The sequence below is a fragment of the Salinigranum marinum genome (genome assembly GCF_024228675.1).
GTDB classification, from domain to species: Archaea; Halobacteriota; Halobacteria; order Halobacteriales; family Haloferacaceae; genus Salinigranum; species Salinigranum marinum.
On the sequence record NZ_CP100461.1, the window covers coordinates 1299552 to 1318234 of the forward strand.

Genomic DNA, 18683 nt, shown 5'->3' on the forward strand with positions numbered 1-18683 from the left:
GTGATGAGTCGACAGGCAGAACGCCCCGGGACCCACAGTGGCGGAGCCGAGCGGGGTCGCTAGGGCGGTGTCACCCTCGCCTCCCCGGCCGACTCGCGCGAGTCGCTCGTGAACTCGCTCCCGCGCGCCGGGCCGCACCGCACATCCGGAGAGTCACGGCACCGAGAAGCCGAGTGTCAGTTCAGTTCCCGCAGGCCCGCTCGTACGACTTCCGGAGCGAGCGGATCGCGTACTCGCCGGCCATCTCGGACTTGTACTCACGGTCGGCGTGCATCTCGTCCGTGGGGTCGGCGGCCTCGCGGACCGCCTCGGCGACCGAATCGAGCGCGTCTTCGGAGAGAGGTTCGCCCGCCAGCTCGGCCAGGGCGTCGTCGATCCGGAGCGGGATACCGGCGGCGTTGCCCACCGCGAGCCGGGACTCCTCGACAAGCGGTGTCTCGCGGGAGGGGTCGTCGACTCGGACCGCCGTCGCGGCGCTCACGGTCGGCCACGTCTGTGAGCCCCGCTTGAGTTCGACGAACGCGCTGCCCGTCCGTTCCTGGGGAAACGGCTCGCGCGGGAAGGAGACGCTCGTGATGAGTTCGTGTTCCTCTAAATCGGTGAACATGTAGCCGACGAAGTAGTCGTCGGCGGGGATGGTTCGCTCGCCGTCGACGGAGGCGACGTGGAGCTCGCCGCCGAGCGCCGCGAGCACCGCCGGGTAGTTGCCCGCGGGATCGGCCTCGGCGATGCTCCCGCCCATCGTTCCGCGGTTTCGGACGGCGGGCCCGGCGATCTGCTCGGCCGACTCGGGGACGAGTTCGAGGACGGAACGGAGGTCGTCGTGGCGCTCCAGCGTCCGGTGGCGCGTCATCGCCCCGATCTCGATCTCGTCGTCCGAGATGTCGACGAACGCGAGGCCGTCGAGGCGGTTGATGTCGACGAGTCGCTCAGGCGAGGCGAACCGGTTCGCCATGATGATCCCCAGCGACTGGTTCCCGGCCAGCAGTTCCGCGTCGTGGTGCTCGTCGAGGAGTTCGAGCGCCTCGTCGACCGTCTCGGGGCGGTCGTACGCGAACTGGGTGGGCTTCATCGGTCCGCCTCCTGGTCGTGGTCGTGCCCCCGCGGGTCGACGCCGGCCTCGCGGAGCCACCGCCGGACCCGATGGCCGGTGGCGGGTATCTGGTCGACGACGATGTCGAACTCCGCGAGCGCGGCGTTGATCGACGAGGCGATCGAGGCGGGGCCATCGATCATCCCGCCTTCTCCCGTGCCTTTCGCCCCCGTCACCGTGTACGGCGAGGGCGTCTCCTGGTGGTAGAGTTCGAGGTCGGGCATGTTCTTCACCGAGGGAAGCAGGTAGTCGAACAGCGTGATGGCCTGGGGCTGGCCGTCGTCCGCGTAGCCGAACTCCTCGTACAGGGCGGCACCGATCCCCTGTGCGAGCCCGCCCATCGCCTGCCCGTCGACGATCATCGGGTTGAGTCTGGTGCCGCAGTCCCGGAGCGTGTAGAACGACAGGATCTCGACCGCGCCGGTCTGCGTGTCGATCTCGACGATCGGCGCGTTGGCCGCGAACGCCGCCGTCGGGTACACCGGCAGTTTGTCCGTGAGCACCTCGTCGAACTCCTCGCGCACCGAGGCGGGGTGCTGGTAGTCATAGGAAGCGACCGTGTACTCGCCGTCGGAATCACGCGCGGCGAGGTCGGCAAGCGTGAGCCGCTCGCGCGTCTCGACGTGTTCGACGACCCCGTCGCGGTAGACCACGTCGTCCACCGTGGCGTCGAACTCCCGAGCGCCCAGTTCGCGGAGTTGGGCTTTCAGCGCCGCCCCGAGTCCGTCGGCCGCCCCGGAGAGCATCACGGCCATCCGCGAGGCGGCGGTGCCGTACTCCGTCGGTGCCTCGACGCTGTCGAGGTACGACACCTCGACGTCGTCGGGGGTGAGATCGAGCGCGTCGGCGAGCAGTTGCGCGACGATGGTCCGGTGGCCCTGCCCCTGCGAGTCCGCCGCCAGGAACGCCTCGATCGACCCGTCCTCCCGGACGCTCCCGCGAAGGTGTTCGGGGAGTTCGGCCACGTCGTCGCGGTCGCGGTCGGCGAGGGTCGAGCGGTCGGTCCGCTGACGGTCGGTCCAGTCCGACCCCGACACGCCCGGTTCGACGTGGATCGAGGGGGAGACCGCCCGGATGTACCCCTCCTCGCGGCGCTGTTCGACGATCGCGGGGTCGAGCAGACCCCCTTCGACCCGCTCGTTCTCGTCGACGATGTCGACGATCCGGTCGAACGCCGCGGGGAAATCACCCGAGTCGTAGATGTTCTTCGAGGGCAGGCGGTAGGGCATCTCCTCGGGCGAGATGAGGTTCCGCCGCCTGAAATCGGCGGGGTCCATCCCCAGTTCGCGGGCCGCTTCGTCGACGATCGACTCCAGCGCGTAGAGGTGAGCGGGCACGCCGAACCCTCTGTACGCCGTCTGGCACGTCTTGTTCGTCAGCGCCAGTTCGTACTCGTAGACGACGTCCTCGATGTGATACGCGTTCGTGAGCACCGAGAGCGGCTTGAGCACCTGATTGACCGGGTAGCGCGGGTAGGCACCGAAGTCGTCGACGAACCAGACGTCCAGCCCTCGGATCGAGCCGTCGTCGTCGACCGCCAGCTTCACTCTGTAGTCGCGTTCGGTCGAGTGCATATCGCCGCCCTGGAGGTTCTCGACGCGGTCCTCGACGAACTTTACGGGTGTGCCGTCGAGGTACTGCGACGCCATCGCCGCCAGACAGCAGTAGCGGTGGATGGCGATCTTCGTGCCGTAGCTGCCACCGACGTCGGCCGGGACGTTCAGCCGGACCTTCTCGGGCGGGTAGCCGAGCGTGTCGTAGACGGTGTCGTCGACGAGCGTGTGTAGTTGGATGTTGCAGTCGATGTCGAACGCGTCGGCGTCGGTGTCGTACTGGGCGACGACGCCCGCCGTCTCCAGGGCGACGCCCGAGATCCGGCCCCACGAGTACTCGCCTTCGATCACGTGGTCGGCCTCGGCGAACGCCTCCGAGGGGGAGCCGAACTCGAACCGTTCGCCGTCGGGAACGTTCGTCCCGACGTCCTCGTGGATGATCGTCCCGTCCGCGCGGGCGTCCGTCGCGTCGGCGACCGCCGGGAGTTTGTCGTACGACACCTGGACGCGGTCGGCGATGTCCTCGGCGGCGTAGCGGTCGGAGGCGATCACGGCCGCGACGGGCTCGCCCGCGTAGGTGACTTTCTCCGTGGCGAGCGACCACTCCTCGAACCCCGGCAGGCCCGAGGGCATCGGGTTGTAGTCGCGCTTGAGGTCCTCGCCGGTGATAACGAGTTCGCAGTCGGGGTGGTCGAGCGCGCGGGAGGCGTCGACCGCCTCGATCCGGGCGTGGGGGTGGACGCTCCGGACGAGCGCCATGTGGAGACAGCCCGGAGGGGTGATGTCGTGGATGTACTCCGCGCGCCCCGTGAGGATGTCGTAGTCCTCGACGCGCTTGACCGGCTGTCCGGTGTACGACTCGCCCTCGGACTCCGCCGCGGTGCCCGCGTCGCCCTGGGGTTCCGCTCGGGACATTCACTCACCCTCCGGGCCCGCGCGCACGTCCAGTTCGGCGGCGGCCCGCTCGACCGCGCGGTAGATGTTGTGATAGCCCGTGCAGCGACAGATGTTGTCCGACAGCGCGGTCTTCACCTCGTCGCGCGAGGGGTCGGGCGTCTCACGGAGCAGTTCGACCGAGGACATCACGAACCCGCTGGTGCAGAAGCCACACTGGAGGGCGTGCTCCTCGTGGAACGCCTCCTGGAGGGGGTGGAGTTCGCCGTCAGTGGCGAGCCCTTCGACGGTCTCGATCTCGAAGCCGTCGGCCTGGACGGCGTAGGTGAGACAGGACTTCACCGCGTCGCCTTCCATCAGCACCGTGCACGCGCCGCAGACGCCGTGCTCGCAGCCGACGCGCACGCCTCGCAGGCCCGCCTCGTCGCGCAGGAAGTCGGAGAGCTTCAGCCGGGGTTCGACCTCGCGGGAGACCTCCTCGCCGTTGATCGTCACGGTGACTGACTCCGTCGGGCGAGCCTCATCTCTCTCTGTGGTACCCGTACTCATGACCGTTCATACCGGTTCTCGCGTGATAATTGTTGCGTCGGATCGGACGGTCGGTTCGACCGTTTCCGGCGGCACGAACACCGGGGGTCGCTGGCAGTCAGCGCCGCGGCTCGTCGAACGCAATGGGAGCCGCCAGGGCGGTGTGGCCACGCCACCGGAGCGGCAGGCTTCGGTGACGAGGCGTAACCGCGCACCGGCCACTGGCTTGTCTCGTCCATCTCCGCCACCCGAACCCGATCGAACTCGGCGCTGTTTCGATCGAACCGGGGAGCACCGCGGCGGCTATGCCGCGACTCTCACTCCTCCCGATCGCCGAACGCGCCCGCCGCTTCGAGCTCGTCCAGGCGCTCCTCGGAGTAGCCGACCTCCGAGAAGACCTCGCGGTTGTGTTCGCCCAGGCGCGGCGGCGGCGAGCGGAAGCCGCTCTCTGCGTGGCGGAAGTTCAGCGGGTGTTCGATCGTCGGGATCGTGCGCTCGCCGTCGTCGTCCGACACCTCGCCGACCACGCCTCGAGCCTCGGTCTGTTCGTTGTACAGCGCCTCCTCGACCGACTGGACGGGACCCGCAGGGATACCCGCCTCGACGAGGACGTCCATCCACTCCGCCGTGGTCTTCGCCGCGAGCGCTTCTTCGACCTCCGACTCCAGCGCCGACATGTGCTCGACGCGGTCGGCGTTCGTCTCGAACCGCTCGTCGTCGGCCAACTCGGGCCGGTCGACCGCCTCGCAGAAGCCCCCCCAGAGCTTCTGGTTGAGACAGGCGACGTTGAGGTGGCCGTCCTGGGTTCGAAAGGTCTGGTACGGCGCGAGCACGGGGTCTTTCGTCCCCATGCGCGAGGGTTCCTCGCCCGCGAACACTTTGCCCGCCTGCTTCGTCAGCCAGGGGAGCGTCGCGTCGAGCATCCCGAGTTCGACGAACTCGCCCTCGCCGGTCATCTCACGCTTGAGCAGGCCGTTCACGATCCCGAAGGCGGCCCACATTCCCGTGATGAGGTCCGTCTGGGGGAGGCCGACCTTCACCGGGCGTCCCTCGGGGTCCGGCTCGCCCGTGACGCTCATGATGCCGCTCATGCCCTGGATGAGGAGGTCGTAGCCGGGCTGTTGGCTCCACGGGCCCGAGTCGCCGTACGCGGAGATCGAACAGTAGACGAGGCCCTCGTTCACCGCCGAGAGGGTGTCGTAGTCGACGCCGAGGCGGTCGGCGACGCCCGGACGGTAGTTCTGGACGAACACGTCCGCGTCGGCGACGAGGTCGTACAGCGCCTCCGTGCCCGCGTCGGTCTTGAGGTTCAACTCCACCGAGCGCTTGTCGTAGTTGAGCGTCCAGTAGTAGGGGGACTCGCCGTCGACGAACGGCGGCCCCGAGTGGCGGATATCGTCGCCGACGTCGGGGCGTTCGACCTTGATCACGTCCGCGCCCTGGTTCGCCAGCATCAGCGAGCAGAACCCGCCCGTGACGAACGTCGAGAGATCGACCACTGTCACGCCGTCGAGGATGCGTGCGTCGCCCATGTCCGTGTCCACGTCCATGCGGCGTACAGCGTCCCGGACGGACGAAAAGCGTTACTGTCGCGTGAGTCGTCGCACGGAGAGGGGTCGCCCGCCGTCAGGGTTCGACCACGGTCGTCCCGAACGTCTCGTTCCGTCGAAGCTCCCGGTGGACCGCCGGCACCTCGTCCAGGCCGACCCGCCGGCGGACGACCGGCTGGATCCGACCGTCGGCGAACAGCCGCGCCGCGCGGACGACCTGGTCCTTCGTCGCGTACCGCGACCCCACGAACGACGCCTCCTTCACCACGTACTCCTTCATCGGGGCGTCGAACACCCGGTCGTGGTGCGTCGTGAGCGAGACGACCTGCCCGCCCATCGCCAGCGCCGCGAAGGCGTTGTGGAGCGTGTCGACGTCGCCGACCGTGTCGACGACGACCGTGGGGCCCTCGTCGGCCGGCGTCGCCTCGCGGACCCGCGCGACGAACTCGTCCGAGGAGGCGTCGACGGGAACGACCGCGTCGGGCGTGACGTCGTCGACGTGAGCCAGACGGTCGGGCGCGACGTCGGCGGCGACGACGTGTGCCCCCCGGAGCGCCGCCAACTGAGAGAGGTGGACGCCGATTCGCCCCGCGGCACCGACGACGAGGACGGTGTCGGTGTCGTCGACGCCGACCCGCTCGCAGACGTGCAGCGGCGTGGCGAGGCCGTCGGCGGCGACGGCACCCGCGGCGAACCCCGTCTCACCGAGAGGAAGCGCGTTCCCCGCGGGGAGGATCGCGTACTCCGCGTACGCACCGTCGCAGTTCACGCCGTACCAGCCTTCGAACCCGGTACAGCGGTTCGCCTCGCCGCGGCGGCAGTGGTCGCACGTGCCGCAGACGAGGTAGAAGTACGCCAGGACGCGGTCGCCCACGTCGAGCGAGACGCCGTCGCCGACGGCGTCGACGACGCCGGTGAACTCGTGGCCAGGGATCCGCGGCGTGAGCGCCGGGTCGTCGGAGAGTCCGCCCTGGACGGCGTTTTCGATCGTTCGGGTCACGGCACAGGCGCGGACGTCGACGCGGACCTCACCGGGGCCCGGGTCGGGTCGGTCGACCTCCTCGACGGCGAGTTCGCCGCCCCACTCGTCGAGCACGACGGCGTTCATATCGGTCACGCGACCACCTGCGGCGTGAGATTTGATAAGTGTTGTCGTGGACCGACGGAACCGAGTCGAACGGACGCGACAAACAAATCGAACCCATTCGTTGGCGTTTTCGACGGTTATATCGGATAAAACCATTTGTTATCGCAGGAGTACGACGAATATTGCCACCAAGCGGATATTCTTTACCTCGCTGTCGTCGATGGAGCGGTGTATGACAGTCAGTGATACCCGTGAATCGACGGACGACTCGTCGGCGAGCGATATCGTCGAGTACGACATCGACGACAAGCCGCCGGCGGGCGAGGCGATCCCGCTCGGCATCCAGCACTTGCTGGCGATGTTCCTCTCGACGGTTGCGCTCCCGATCGTCATCGCGGGCGCGATCGGTGTCGGACAGGCGGACACGACGTTCTTGCTCCAGATGGCGCTTCTCGTCGCCGGACTCGCGACGATCGTCCAGGCGTACCCGATCGGGCCGGTCGGTGCCCGTCTTCCGGTCGTCATGGGGACGAGTGCCATCTTCGTCGCGCCGCTGATCGACGTGGGGACCCAGTTCGGTCTCGCGGCGATCTTCGGCGCGGTGATCCTCGCCGCCCCGATCGAGATCGCTCTGGGCTACTTTATCGACGACATCCGAGGACTGTTCCCCCCGCTGGTGACGGGGATCGTCGTGATGCTGGTCGGACTCACCCTCATCCCGGTCGCGATGGACTACGCCGCCGGTGGCCCGGGCGCGCCGACGTACGGCAACGCCGCGAACGTCGGCCTCGCGGCGCTGGTGTTCCTCGTCGCCCTCGGCATCAACCAGTTCTTCGACGGCTTCCTGCGGATGACGAGTGTGCTCGTCGCGGTCGTCGTCGGCTACCTCGCGGCGATCCCCCTCGGACTCCTCGATCTGAGTGGCGTGGCGAGCGCGGCCTGGGTGTCGGTTCCCGTTCCGTTGCGGTACGGCGTCGAGTTCCACCCGAGTGCGGTCGTTGTCGTCGCCTTCGCGTACGTCATCACGGCCATCGAGACGATCGGCGACGTCTCGGGGACGACCGAATCGGTCGGGCGGGACGCGACGAGTGACGAGCTGAAGGGTGGTCTCGTCGCCGACGGCGTCATGAGCGCCGTCGCCGGCGTCTTCGGCGCGTTCCCGAACACGTCGTTCTCGCAGAACGTCGGCCTCATCTCCTTTACCGGAGTGGCGAGCCGGTACGTCGTCGCCATCTGCGGCGTCTTCCTGGTCGTCCTCGGGTTCGTCCCCAAGGTCGCCGCCGCCGTCGCCGCGATGCCGAACCCCGTGCTCGGCGGTGCCGCGATCGTCCTCTTCGGTATGATCTTCTCCGTCGGTGTCCGCATCCTCGCCCGGGGCGCACGGCTCACCCAGCGGAACCTGACGATCATCGCCACGTCGATCGTTCTCGGGGTGGGCGTCGAGGTTCGACCCGACGTCCTGTCGAGTCTGCCGGAGGATCTCCGGTTGCTCGCGGGGTCGGGGCTGATCGCCGGGGGCGTGACCGCGCTCGTCTTGAACGTCGTGTTGCCGTCCGACGGGGAGTCGGTCTCCGCGGTCGCGGCCGTCGGGGCCGAAGAGAGCGCGGACGACTGAGCGAGCGAGCAGGACGGGAGAGACGGTTACACGTACTCTGCGTCGTCGTCAACCGCGTGGCCGGCGACGATCCTGGTTCGTTCGAGCGTGTAGTAGCCGACCGCGTGGATCAACGCGGCCGCCACGATGCCGTTGAGCGACGTGATGCCGGGGAGCAGTTGGGGCGCGTCGACCCCGGGAACGAGCGATCCGGCGGTGAGGACCGCGACGGCGCAGCCGCCGACGTACGCGACGACCGCGACCCACCGCACGCTGGCGAACGCGACGTCGTCCATCCGGGGGAGGCGGGTCAGTCCCCACACGACGACGAAGTCCGCGATGATGACGCCGCCGATCGGCGGGATGTACTGCCCGAGCGTGGCCAGCCAGGGGAGGAGGAGGCTGTCGACACCGGCCAACGCGAGGACGATCCCGACGGCCCGCCGGCGAGAACGAACGGCCGTTTGCGGTCGAAGTCGAACGCCTCGCTCCCGGCGACGCCGAAGGCGTAGGCTGCGTTGTCGTTCGTCGTCCAGATGTTGAACACGAGCGCCACGAGGCCGACGAACGCGAGTCCCTGCGCGGAGAGGACGGCGTAGAGGTCGCCCGCGGGCGTCACGTCGTACACCGCGCCGCCGACGGCACCCGAGAGGAAGAGGAAGCCGTTGCCGACGAGGAACGCGACGAGACCGGCCCAGAACGCGACGCGCTTGTTCGCGGCGAACCGCGCCCAGTTCGGGGCCTGCGTCCCGCCGCTGATGAACGTCCCGACCACGATGGTGACGGCGGCGCCGAACGCCATCTCACCGCCGCCGACCTGTGATACGAGACCCCCGATGCCTCCGGTGTCGGCGACGGCGATTCCCATCGAGAGGAGGCCCACTACGACGAGCGCTGGGACGGCGACGTACGAGAGACGCTCCATCCCCTCGTAGCCGAAGTACGCCGTCGCGAGGTGGAGCACGCCCCAGACGACGACGAGCGCGGAGACGAACATCGGCGTGTCCACGCCGAGGAACGTCGCGGTCGGGACGGCGATGAGGGGGATCGTGACGCCGAACCAGCCGACCTGCGTTCCGCCGAGCAGGAGATCGGCCCACTTCGCGCCGGTGCGACCGAACGTGTACCGAGAGAGCAACACGGTGGTCAGTCCGGCTTTCGCCGCGATCGCACACAGGAGGGCGACGTAGACGCCGAGGATGGCGTACCCGACGGCCATGGCGGTCAGCATCGGCACGAACCCCATCGCGGCCCCGACTTCGGCACCGGCCCACAGCGTGCCGGCGAAGAAGACGAACCCCAAGAGGACCGCCGAGATGCTCACCAGGCCCTTGCGCTCGGATTTCGGGACGTGGTCGACCGGCCAGTCCGGATCGGGGAGGTCCTCGTCGCCGAAGACGAACGTTCGCCAGCCGGACTCCGTATCTCGTGTTGCCATGGCTCGACGTGTCCGGGATCCAGACATAATTCTTGTCATAATACACCCGTGGACACCACCGCAGTCCTTCGATTATTTAATTCCGTATCGACGGTCGCCCGCCGGCCGGGGAACAGTTATGTCGCTCCTCGAACCCTCCCCGACATGGACTACGTCGTCACCGACGCGACCACGCTCGCCGGGGATCGGATCGATATCGAGATCCGCTCGGGCCGCATCGACCGGATCGTCCCGGCCGGCGAGGGCGACCCCGAGGCGTTCGACCGCGACCGACACTCCGACGCCGGGGGGCGTCTCGTCACGCCCCCGCTCGTCGAGCCGCATCTCCATCTGGACGCGACGCTCACCGCGGGGGACCCACGCTGGAACGAGACGGGCACGCTCGCGGAGGGGATCCGCGTCTGGGCCGAGCACAAGGAGTCGCTCGACGCGGCGGACGTGAAAGCCCGGGCGACGCAGGCGATCGAGTGGATGGCCGCGAACGGGATCACCCGAGTGCGCACCCACGCCGACACGACGGAGGAGACGCTGACCGGCGTCGAAGCGTTGCTCGAACTGCGCGAGGAGGTTTCCGACGTCGTTGACCTCCAGGTGGTCGCGTTCCCGCAGGACGGGGTGTTCACCCGACCGGGACACGAGGAGCTCCTGCGAGAGGCGATGTCGATGGGCTGTGATCTCGTCGGCGGGATCCCGCACAACGAACACACCCGGGAGGACGGCGTTTCTTCCGTCGAGGTGGCGATGGACCTCGCCGAGCGGTACGGCGCTCCCGCCGACCTCCACATCGACGAGACGGACGACCCCGGCTCCCGCTTCACCGAGGTGCTGGCGAGCGAGGCGCTGAAGCGCGGCCTCGGCGGTCGGACGACGGCGAGCCACACCACGGCGATGCACTCGTACCCAAACGCCTACGCCGACAAGTTGCTCTCCCTGTTGAGAGAAAGCGGCGTGAGCATCGTCACGAACCCGCCGGACAACAGCGTCCTGCAGGGGCGGTACGACGACTACCCCCGACGGCGGGGACACACGCGGATCGATCAGTTGCACGACGCGGGCGTCACGGTCGCCATCGGCCACGACTCGGTCATGGACCCGTGGTACCACTACGGCGTCGGCGACCAACTCGACGCCGCGTTCGTCCTCCTGCACTACGCGCACATGAGCGGCCGGGGGGATGTCGGCACGCTCTGGCGGATGCTCACTGAGTCGAACGCCGAGGTGTTCGGAGCCGACGACTACGGACTCGCCGAAGGAAACGAAGGATCGCTCGTCGTCTACGACAGCCCGGATCCGTTCAACGCGCTCCGGACCCGGGCCGCACGAACAGTCGTGGTGAGGGAGGGCCGCGTCGTCGCGGAGACCGAACCGCGGGAAACAGTGGTCCACCGGTCGGGCGAAAAACGCCGAGTGGACTTCCACCGCTGATCGTCGCCGGAGGGCGCGCGAGGGCGCTGGCGGGTGCGCCTACGCCTCGGTGAACGCGACACAGCGGCAGACCGACGACTCCCCGCCGCGGAACCGCCACGGGAACGTGCCGATCTGGACGCGCTCGTTCAGGAGTTCCTCGGGGACCTGCGCGTTCTCGACGTGGACGATGCCGTGGGGGAACAGCTCCGTGTGCATGAGCTGGTAGCCCTCGGGCGGGAATATCTCGTCAAGGTCGTCGACGCCGAGGTGGTCGGCTGCCTCGGCGGCGAGTTCGGGGCGGACGTCGCGGATGACCGTGTTCATCGGGTGGTCCGCGCTCCCGCAGTCGACGAGGATGTAGTTGATATCCATCTCGCGGCACCACTCGGCGAACTCCAGGTTCGGGCCGGGGTGTTTGCAGAAGAAGGCGTGTGGGTCGGCCTCCTCACGGTGCCACGCGTACTTCTGGAAGCCCGTGTGGATGAAGAGGATGTCGCCCTCGCGGACGTCACAGACCTCCTCGATCATCTCGGACGTGTAGACGTCGTACTCGCCGACGTGGTCGGAGATGTCGGCGACGACGGCGTCGCCGACGAGTTCGTCGAACGGCATCGACTCGATGTCGCGCCCGTGAGCGATGAAGTGTTTCTCGCCGTCGAGGTGCGTCCCCGTGTGGTTCATGAACTCGATCTTCTGCCCGTTTACCTTCTCCGTGTCGAGGGACTTCTCGTACCAGATCTTCGGGTTGTCGTACGTCGGCCACGCGGGCGTGTCGGAACACCACGGCTGTGTGAGCTCGTGCATCTCGTATCCGTCAAGCATACACCTGGTCCTCCCACAGGAGCATGATAAGTGTTGTTCTCGCCACCTTGCCAGGTCCGGCTCACGTCGTTCCGGCGACGTGCGAGAGTGTTCCACAGAGATGAACGACAGCGAGCGCCGATTCTCTCGGGTGCCGTGGGTCGGTCCCGAGCGAGCGGGTGCCGGGCTCTGGTGCTGTTGGCGAGCGCGAACCCCGCTCCGTACGGGCGACCGAGCCGGTCGTTCGGCCCGGCGTGTCGCTGACTACATGTTCACTACTCCCGAACGAGTGTCGTGTCAGTATAAATCGACGCGGGAGGATATCGACAGTATGTTCAGACCAACAGAACGATCGTTTTTTGATGGGGGACGACTGTGATAGTCGTACACATGGAACGAGACGAACCGGACGACGGGCTCATCCGGGCGGTGGACACCAGCCTTCGCATCGTCGAGACGCTGAACGACGCCGGGGCGACCGGGGTGACCGAACTCGCCCGGACGCTCGATCAGCCGAAGAGCACGGTGTACAACCACCTCGACACGCTCAGGCGGCGCGGCTACGTCGTCAAAGCGGACGACGAGTACCGACTGGCCTGTCGGTTTCTGGAACTCGGCTCGATGACGCGGGATCGACAGCCCGTCTACCGCATCGCGCGCGACGAGGTGACGAAACTCGCCGAGGAGACGGGGGAGCTGTCGGGCCTGATCGTCGAAGAGCACTGCTACGGCGTGTTCCTCCACCGCGCGAAGGGCGACCAGGCGGTCCGGGTCGACACCCACGTCGGCAAGCGGATCCACCTCCACGGGGCCGCGCTGGGCAAGGCGATGCTCGCGTTCGCCCCGGACGAGCGCGTCCGCGAGGTCATCGACCGCCGGGGGCTCCCCGCGCTGACCGACCACACGATCACCGACGAGGACGTGCTACGGGACGAACTCGACCGGATCCGCGAAGAGGGCGTCGCGTTCGACGACGAGGAGCGGATCAACGGGCTCCGAAGCGTCGCGGTCCCGCTCCGTACCGACGACGGGGAGGTGCTCGGTGCCATCAGCGTTGCCGGACCGACGAGTCGTATGCGCGGCGAGCGGTTCCGGTCGGCGCTCCCCGAACAACTGCGGAGCGCTGCCAACGTGATCGAACTCAACATCACCTACCTCTGAGGACGCCCGGGATTACACGCATATCGGTGTAATTCGGCCGGTACTCACCACCACTCGGCTCTGACGGGTGTCAGTGGAGTCGATCAGCCAATCGGCACCTCTGCGATAGATATATTTGGATACAGTGAGTTCGATTCCCTCGATAGGAGTGTCGTTCGATAACTTATCTCGCTGTTTTTGTTGCTGAACATACGGTATAAGTAATAATTTTTACTCTTACTGTGTGTATAACTCTTCACTCGATCGGATAGGGTAATTGTCGATCTAACTTTCAATGTGTAGCCTTGCACACGCCCTCGGCCCGGAAAGAGGGGTCCCTCGCCCCGGCAGGTGGGGTCGACTCGGCTCAGTCGGCGTCGACGACTTCCGTGCTCTCGCGGTCCAGTTTCCGCCGGCGGCTCTCGTTGAGCGCGTCGCAGACGCCGCCCTGGCCGGTCATGTTCGTCCGCGCCAGCCGTCCGCGCCGGTGGACGAGTTCGAACTGGTCCGGATCGATCGGCCCGCCCTCGGGCGTACGGAACAGCGGGTCGTCGTTGGCCTCGATCGCACCCACCTCGCGGGCCTTGACCAGATAGCGGTCGAGGGGTCGAGCGGCCACCGTGACCGCGAACGCGTCGCCGGCCAGGTAGACCGCGGCCCGCGCGCCGTCGGCCCGCGGTTCGGCGTCGATCTCCAGGTCCCCCGGGGTGAGCCCACAGAGCTGTTCGGCCGAGACGCCGGCGTCGAGGAGCGTCTCGACGGCGGCGTACTGTCGGGAGAGCCGGGCCTTGTCGTCGAGCGTCGCGCGGACGGAGGCGACGCCGCCGTCGGCGTCGGGGAACGACTCGCCGAACGAGCGTCGTTCGTTGACGCCCTCGTTGATCTCCGTCTCGTGCATGTGGTCGCGAAGGTAGACGTGGGCCGTCTCGACGTCCGGGAGCGATTCCAGTTCGTCGCGCGCATCGGTCGCCATCATCCAGGCGAACGCGGGCGAGCACCACGCGGTCGGGAGCGTGAATCGGACGGTCACCTCGTCGGAACCGATCTCTATCTCGTCGACGTAGTCGAGTTCGACGATCGACTCGTCGAGTTCGGGGTCTGTCACCCGGTCGAGACGGGTACGGACCTCGGTGGGCGTCGTCGACATCAGTCGTCCGCGGAGGCCGGCGCGCCGTACGAGTCGCCGAGGCCGAACTCCTGGCTGATGGCGTCGTCGCGGAACTGCTTCTTGCGTTCTTCGATGTCGATGTCGTACAGTTCGGCGATGTTCTCGCCCATCACCTTCTTTTTCGCCTGGAGGTCGAACTGGACGCCGAACTCCTCGACCTGTTCGTCGGAGAGTTCGGTGTTCATCACCGCCTCGATGAGCCAGTCTGGGTCCCAGATGCCGTAGTCGGAGCCGAACGTGATCCGGTCCTCGCCGAGCCAAAAGAGCAGTTCGCCCATGATCTCGGAGAACTTCTTGGGCCGGCCGAGCGCCATCGGCGCGGCCACGGCGATGCCGCCGTAGACGTTCGGCTCCTGGGTGCCGATCCAGCAGAAGTCGTCGAGTCGGGGAAGGCCGACGTGTTCGACGATGAAGTTGAGTTCGGGGAAGTTCGTCGCGGCGTCGTCCACGTCGCCCACGTCGAACGCGTCTTTGTTGAGCGGCCGGATGGTCGGCCCCTTGTGCGGGTGGATGTTCTCGATCCCCAGTTCGACGCACTTCTCGAGGAACTCGTACGACTCCTCGCTGTCGAGCCGCCACCCCTTCGAGTCGCCCTTCCACTCCGCGGTATACACTTTCGCGCCCCTGACGTCGTACTCCTCCTTCTGTCGTTCGAGTTCCTTCAGCCCCGCCTCGCCGTCACGCGGGTCCCACCGGCCGTTGAGGACGAACCGGTCGGGGTGCTCTTGATACAGGGTCTGCCCGAGGTCGTCGACGGTGTTGAACCCCTCCGTGTAGAACTCGTGGAGGTGCGTCGGCTGGTACACCGCCATGTCGACGTGGTTCGTGAAGAGATCCTCTTTCATCTCCTGGGGCGTGAACTTCCGGTAGTCGTCCATGTCGCGGACGCGCTCCTCGGGCGTAAAGCCGGTGTGGTAGTCGTAGAAACACTGGATGAACTGCTCGCCACCTTCGTGTTTGATGTTCTCCTCCGTCGCGTCCCACATGTGGGTGTGTCCGTCGATGACGAACACGTCCTCGCCTTCGTGTGTGTACATGCGAGTTGCCCTGCGTATTTGTTGAATAAATAATTAACATATTTGTTCACGACTCACGGGGCGAATATTGTACGCATCGGACGTGACTCTCGGGTGAGCGTCGTCGAACGGCGTCGCGGTCCGGCGGCCGGAGCCGGCGGGCAGTTCTCCTCGATGCGAGGACTTTTGTCCGGGGACCATCACTATTAATCACTATGCAAGCAGCGCGTCTGCACGAGTACACCGACGACATGACGGAGGCGCTGTCGATCGACGAGATCGACCGCCCGACCGTCGAGGGACCGAGCGACGTCATCGTCGAGGTCAAGGGGGCGGGATGGTGTCAAACGGACAATCACATCATCGAAGGGATGTGGACCGAGTACGTCCCACAGGAGCTTCCCCTGACGCTCGGCCACGAGAACGCGGGCATCGTCGCCGAGGTGGGCGACGAGGTCACGACCGTTGAGGTCGGCGACCCCGTCATCTGCCATCCGGTCCAGACCTGCGGCACCTGCCGGCCGTGCCGGCTCGGCGAGGACATGTACTGCGAGGACTCGAAGTTCAGGGGACTCACACACGACGGCGGCTTCGCCGAGTATCTCCAGACCTCCGACCGGGCGGTCATCCCGCTCCCCGACGGCGTGGACCCGACCGACATCGCGCCGCACGCCGACGCCGGCATCACGGCTTACCACGCAGCGAAGAAGGCCGTACACGAACTCAACCCGGGCGACACGGCGGTCGTCATCGGCGTCGGCGGTCTCGGCCACATCGGCCTGCAGTGTCTCCGGGCGATGTCCGCCGCCGACATCGTCGCGATCGACCTCAAAGAGTCGGCGCGCGACCTCGCGTCGGAGTTGGGAGCCGACGACACCATCGACCCCGGGGCCGAGGACGTCGCCGCCGCGATCGAGGGGTTCTCGGGCGGCGTCGGCGCACAGCAGGTGCTCGACTTCGTCGGCCGGGACGAGACGACGGCGCTCGCCCCCGACATCACGGCCGCCGGCGGCGACCACCACATCATCGGCTACGGCGGACACATCCACGAGCCGGCCCAGGCGCTCGTCAACGGTGAGTTCGCCTTCCGGGGGACGCTCGTCGGCCGCTACACCGAACTCCAGGAACTCGTCGCGCTGGTCGACCGCGGCGACGTCCACCTCCACACCGAACGGTACGACCTCGGCGACATCAACACCGTCGCCGAGCGGCTCGAACACGGCGAGATCGACGGTCGCGCGGTCATTACCCCGCCCTGAGGTCGGCGGTCCGAACCCGCCGGCCGGAGCCGCCCCTCACACCTCGTCCCAGTAGTCGGGTTCGTTTCCGGCCGCCCACTTGATCGAACAGCCGCGCGAGGGGTTCTCCTCGACCGTCACGGCCTCGCCCGCGAGCACCTCGTCGATCGCCTGTCGGACCTCGAACCCCGGCTCGCCGGACGGGTCGTCGTCGGGGTTCAGTGCGTCGTCGAGGCGGCCGTGGTACGCCAGTCGGAACGCCCCGTCGTCGTTCTCGAAGAGGAACGGGTCGGGCGTGCAGACCGCGCCGTACGCCGCCGCCACCGCCTGCGATTCGTCGTGGAGGTACGCGTCGTAGCCGATCCGGCCCGACTCGACGTACTCGACCATCTTGTCGAAGGAGTCGTCGGGGTACTGCTCCTCGTCGTTCGGGTTGATCCCGACCACGGCCACGTCGTCGTACGCGGCGGCGATGTCGTTCAACGTCGCCTCTTTGGCCTTCGCGTACGGGCAGTGGTTACAGGTAAAGACGAGCAACAGCGCGTCGTACCCGTCGAACGCCGCGAGCGAGTACGTCTCCCCGTCGGTCCCGGTGAGTTCGAAGTCCGGTGCCTCGTCGCCCTCGTCCAGAACGTGTCCGCTTTCCATCGCAACCATGCCGCCTTGTACGGCGTGCCCACGTAATCATCTGTCCCTCCCGGCGACGCGTGTGGTCGAGCCACGGCAGGCGAGCGGACCGAGACGTCCGGGCTCTCCGCGGAGTTCGGCCACGCCACACGAACGTTGAAATACGAAAGCGCGGCCTGCGAGACGCGTGCGGTGACCGATACGGCGGGACGTGTCGTGGTCGCGTGGCTCGTCGTCTCGCCGCAGTGTGAGAGCCACCTGCCAGCCTCGACAGGAGAAACGGCGCGTCAGTCCGGGCGCTCCGTCTCCTCGTGGGCGGCGTCGAGCGCCTCGCGAGCGTTCTCGACGGCCGCCTCGCGTTTCGCCGGGTAAGCCTCGACCTTCGCGCGGAACGTGATCCCGTCGCCGAGTCGAACCTCCCCCCTGAAGGCGACCTGTTTGTCGAACCGCAAGAACAGTTCGCAGTTGTCGGTGATGCGATCGTCGAGTTCGTCGAAGACGCGGTCGTAGTCGGGAGCCGCCCCGATCCGTGCGAGCACGTGCCGGAGATCATCCGCCCGCTCGACCCGCGCCGAGCGGACGACGATCCGGTCGCCGTGGTGCCCGCGGCTCTCGCTCCGCTCCACCTCGAACTCCTCCGGGAGGAACGTCCGGAGCGCCGCCTCGACCCGCTTTTCGTCCTCCGTCTCGTAGGAGAATGCCCGCAGGTCGACGTAGTGGAACGGGACGCGAGCCACGCTTACTCGTCCGCTTCGTCGCTCGCTTCGAGCTGGTCCTCGGGGACGCCCGTCTCCTGGCCCTCCTCGAAGCTCACGGTGTAGGTCGCATCGCCGAACATCGTCTCCATCACCTGCGTCACGGTGCCGACCTCGCCGTCGAACTCGCTGTGTTTGTCGTGCAGGACGACGGCGTCGTCTTTCTCGAAGCTCATGTCGGGTCATCGGCGGGGGCCGAATAAAAACTCCGTGATACGCTCACGCCCGGTCACGGGCGAGCGAACGGCTTTTCACACGGCGGTCGAACGCCGTGTATGGAACTGGTTTCAGTCGCCGCGCTCACCGCCGACCACGTCATCGGCGACGACGGCGAGTTGCCGTGGCCGTCGATCCCGGCAGACAAGGAACAGTATCGCGCCCGAATCGCCGACGCCCCGGTGATCCTCGGTCGGCGGACGTTCGAATCGATGCTCGACGACCTCCCCGGAGCGGCTCAGATCGTCCTCAGTCGCTCCGACAGGACGTTCGAGGTTGACACCGCGGTCCACGCCGCGGGCGTCGACGAGTCGGTCGAGATCGCGGCCGACCGCGGTGCCGACACGGCGTACGTCATCGGCGGGGCCGGGATCTACGAGCTGTTCCAGCCGCACCTCGACCGGATGCTCCTGAGCCGCGTCCCGGGCGAGTACGAGGGCGACTCCTACTACCCGGCGTTCGACGAGTCGGCGTGGACGCTCGCCTCGGAGACCGAGTACGAGGGATTCACGCTGGAAGAGTGGGTCCGTTCCGAGCGCCGACCCTGACTCCGGCGGACGACAGGGCCGGATCCAGAC

The 18683-nt window shown here is 67.3% G+C and carries 18 protein-coding genes; 5 read left to right on the plus strand and 13 right to left on the minus strand.

From position 1 onward, the window contains the following. Positions 1-181: 181 nt before the first annotated feature. The 5 genes from NKJ07_RS06315 to NKJ07_RS06335 form a co-directional block, all read right to left on the minus strand. Entirely contained in the window at positions 182-1072 is an 891-nt protein-coding gene (locus NKJ07_RS06315) for an FAD binding domain-containing protein (protein WP_318569735.1), read from the minus strand. Beyond that, positions 1069-3561, minus strand: coding sequence for a xanthine dehydrogenase family protein molybdopterin-binding subunit (locus tag NKJ07_RS06320; RefSeq protein ID WP_318569736.1), 2493 nt, complete (start codon positions 3559-3561; stop codon positions 1069-1071). Before NKJ07_RS06320 ends, NKJ07_RS06315 begins: the two co-directional genes overlap by 4 nt. Next, on the minus strand, positions 3562-4089 hold the full coding sequence (locus tag NKJ07_RS06325; RefSeq protein WP_318569737.1) for a (2Fe-2S)-binding protein: 528 nt from the start codon (positions 4087-4089) through the stop codon (positions 3562-3564). It lies immediately after the preceding gene. Between the two features lie 296 nt (positions 4090-4385). Further along, entirely contained in the window at positions 4386-5618 is a 1233-nt protein-coding gene (locus NKJ07_RS06330) for a CaiB/BaiF CoA transferase family protein (RefSeq protein WP_318569738.1), read from the minus strand. A gap of 76 nt (positions 5619-5694) precedes the next feature. Further along, on the minus strand, positions 5695-6726 hold the full coding sequence (locus NKJ07_RS06335; RefSeq protein WP_318570421.1) for an alcohol dehydrogenase catalytic domain-containing protein: 1032 nt from the start codon (positions 6724-6726) through the stop codon (positions 5695-5697). A 211-nt stretch (positions 6727-6937) separates the two neighbouring features. Between NKJ07_RS06335 and NKJ07_RS06340 the strand changes: the two genes are divergently transcribed. Then, positions 6938-8320 (plus strand): uracil-xanthine permease family protein, encoded by a 1383-nt coding sequence (locus tag NKJ07_RS06340; protein WP_318569739.1) that lies wholly within the window; start codon positions 6938-6940, stop codon positions 8318-8320. Positions 8321-8346: 26 nt separating this feature from the next. Here the strand turns inward: NKJ07_RS06340 and NKJ07_RS06345 are convergent, their stop codons facing one another. Continuing rightward, on the minus strand, positions 8347-8622 hold the full coding sequence (locus NKJ07_RS06345; RefSeq protein WP_318569740.1) for a hypothetical protein: 276 nt from the start codon (positions 8620-8622) through the stop codon (positions 8347-8349). After that, entirely contained in the window at positions 8610-9737 is a 1128-nt protein-coding gene (locus NKJ07_RS06350) for a cytosine permease (protein WP_318569741.1), read from the minus strand. The genes NKJ07_RS06345 and NKJ07_RS06350 overlap by 13 nt, the downstream gene beginning before the upstream one ends. Positions 9738-9881: 144 nt before the next feature. On the opposite strand from NKJ07_RS06350, the gene NKJ07_RS06355 reads away from it, so the two are divergent. Further along, positions 9882-11162 carry a cytosine deaminase gene (locus tag NKJ07_RS06355; RefSeq protein WP_318569742.1) on the plus strand — a complete coding sequence of 427 codons (1281 nt, stop codon included), beginning with the start codon at positions 9882-9884 and terminating at the stop codon, positions 11160-11162. 39 nt (positions 11163-11201) lie between these two features. On the opposite strand, the gene NKJ07_RS06360 is transcribed toward NKJ07_RS06355, so the two are convergent. Beyond that, the gene (locus NKJ07_RS06360; RefSeq protein WP_318569743.1) at positions 11202-11966 is read right to left on the minus strand and encodes a cyclase family protein; all 765 of its coding nucleotides are present in this window, start codon (positions 11964-11966) and stop codon (positions 11202-11204) included. A gap of 369 nt (positions 11967-12335) precedes the next feature. Between NKJ07_RS06360 and NKJ07_RS06365 the strand changes: the two genes are divergently transcribed. Continuing rightward, positions 12336-13106: an IclR family transcriptional regulator gene (locus NKJ07_RS06365; protein WP_318569744.1), complete on the plus strand. Its 771-nt coding sequence runs from the start codon at positions 12336-12338 to the stop codon at positions 13104-13106. 346 nt (positions 13107-13452) lie between these two features. Here NKJ07_RS06365 and NKJ07_RS06370 read toward each other — a convergent pair whose 3' ends face one another. Together NKJ07_RS06370 and NKJ07_RS06375 are read right to left on the minus strand one after the other, a co-directional pair. Then, complete coding sequence (locus tag NKJ07_RS06370) at positions 13453-14232, minus strand: iron-sulfur cluster assembly protein (RefSeq protein ID WP_318569745.1); 780 nt, start codon at positions 14230-14232, stop codon at positions 13453-13455. After that, positions 14232-15290 carry an amidohydrolase family protein gene (locus NKJ07_RS06375; protein WP_318569746.1) on the minus strand — a complete coding sequence of 353 codons (1059 nt, stop codon included), beginning with the start codon at positions 15288-15290 and terminating at the stop codon, positions 14232-14234. Before NKJ07_RS06375 ends, NKJ07_RS06370 begins: the two co-directional genes overlap by 1 nt. 194 nt (positions 15291-15484) lie before the next feature. Here NKJ07_RS06375 and NKJ07_RS06380 point away from each other — a divergent pair, with 194 nt between their 5' ends. Continuing rightward, entirely contained in the window at positions 15485-16528 is a 1044-nt protein-coding gene (locus NKJ07_RS06380) for an NAD(P)-dependent alcohol dehydrogenase (protein ID WP_318569747.1), read from the plus strand. A gap of 36 nt (positions 16529-16564) precedes the next feature. On the opposite strand, the gene NKJ07_RS06385 is transcribed toward NKJ07_RS06380, so the two are convergent. The 3 genes from NKJ07_RS06385 to NKJ07_RS06395 all read right to left on the minus strand — a co-directional run bounded on the left by NKJ07_RS06385 (position 16565) and on the right by NKJ07_RS06395 (position 18065). Continuing rightward, positions 16565-17164, minus strand: coding sequence for a thioredoxin family protein (locus tag NKJ07_RS06385; RefSeq protein WP_318569748.1), 600 nt, complete (start codon positions 17162-17164; stop codon positions 16565-16567). A gap of 257 nt (positions 17165-17421) precedes the next feature. Beyond that, positions 17422-17871, minus strand: coding sequence for an RNA-binding protein (locus tag NKJ07_RS06390; RefSeq protein ID WP_318569749.1), 450 nt, complete (start codon positions 17869-17871; stop codon positions 17422-17424). Positions 17872-17873: 2 nt separating this feature from the next. Further along, positions 17874-18065, minus strand: a complete 192-nt coding sequence (locus tag NKJ07_RS06395; protein ID WP_318569750.1) for a DUF1918 domain-containing protein — start codon at positions 18063-18065, stop codon at positions 17874-17876. A gap of 99 nt (positions 18066-18164) precedes the next feature. Between NKJ07_RS06395 and NKJ07_RS06400 the strand changes: the two genes are divergently transcribed. Continuing rightward, the gene (locus tag NKJ07_RS06400; protein ID WP_318569751.1) at positions 18165-18653 is read left to right on the plus strand and encodes a dihydrofolate reductase; all 489 of its coding nucleotides are present in this window, start codon (positions 18165-18167) and stop codon (positions 18651-18653) included. Positions 18654-18683 lie beyond the last annotated feature (30 nt).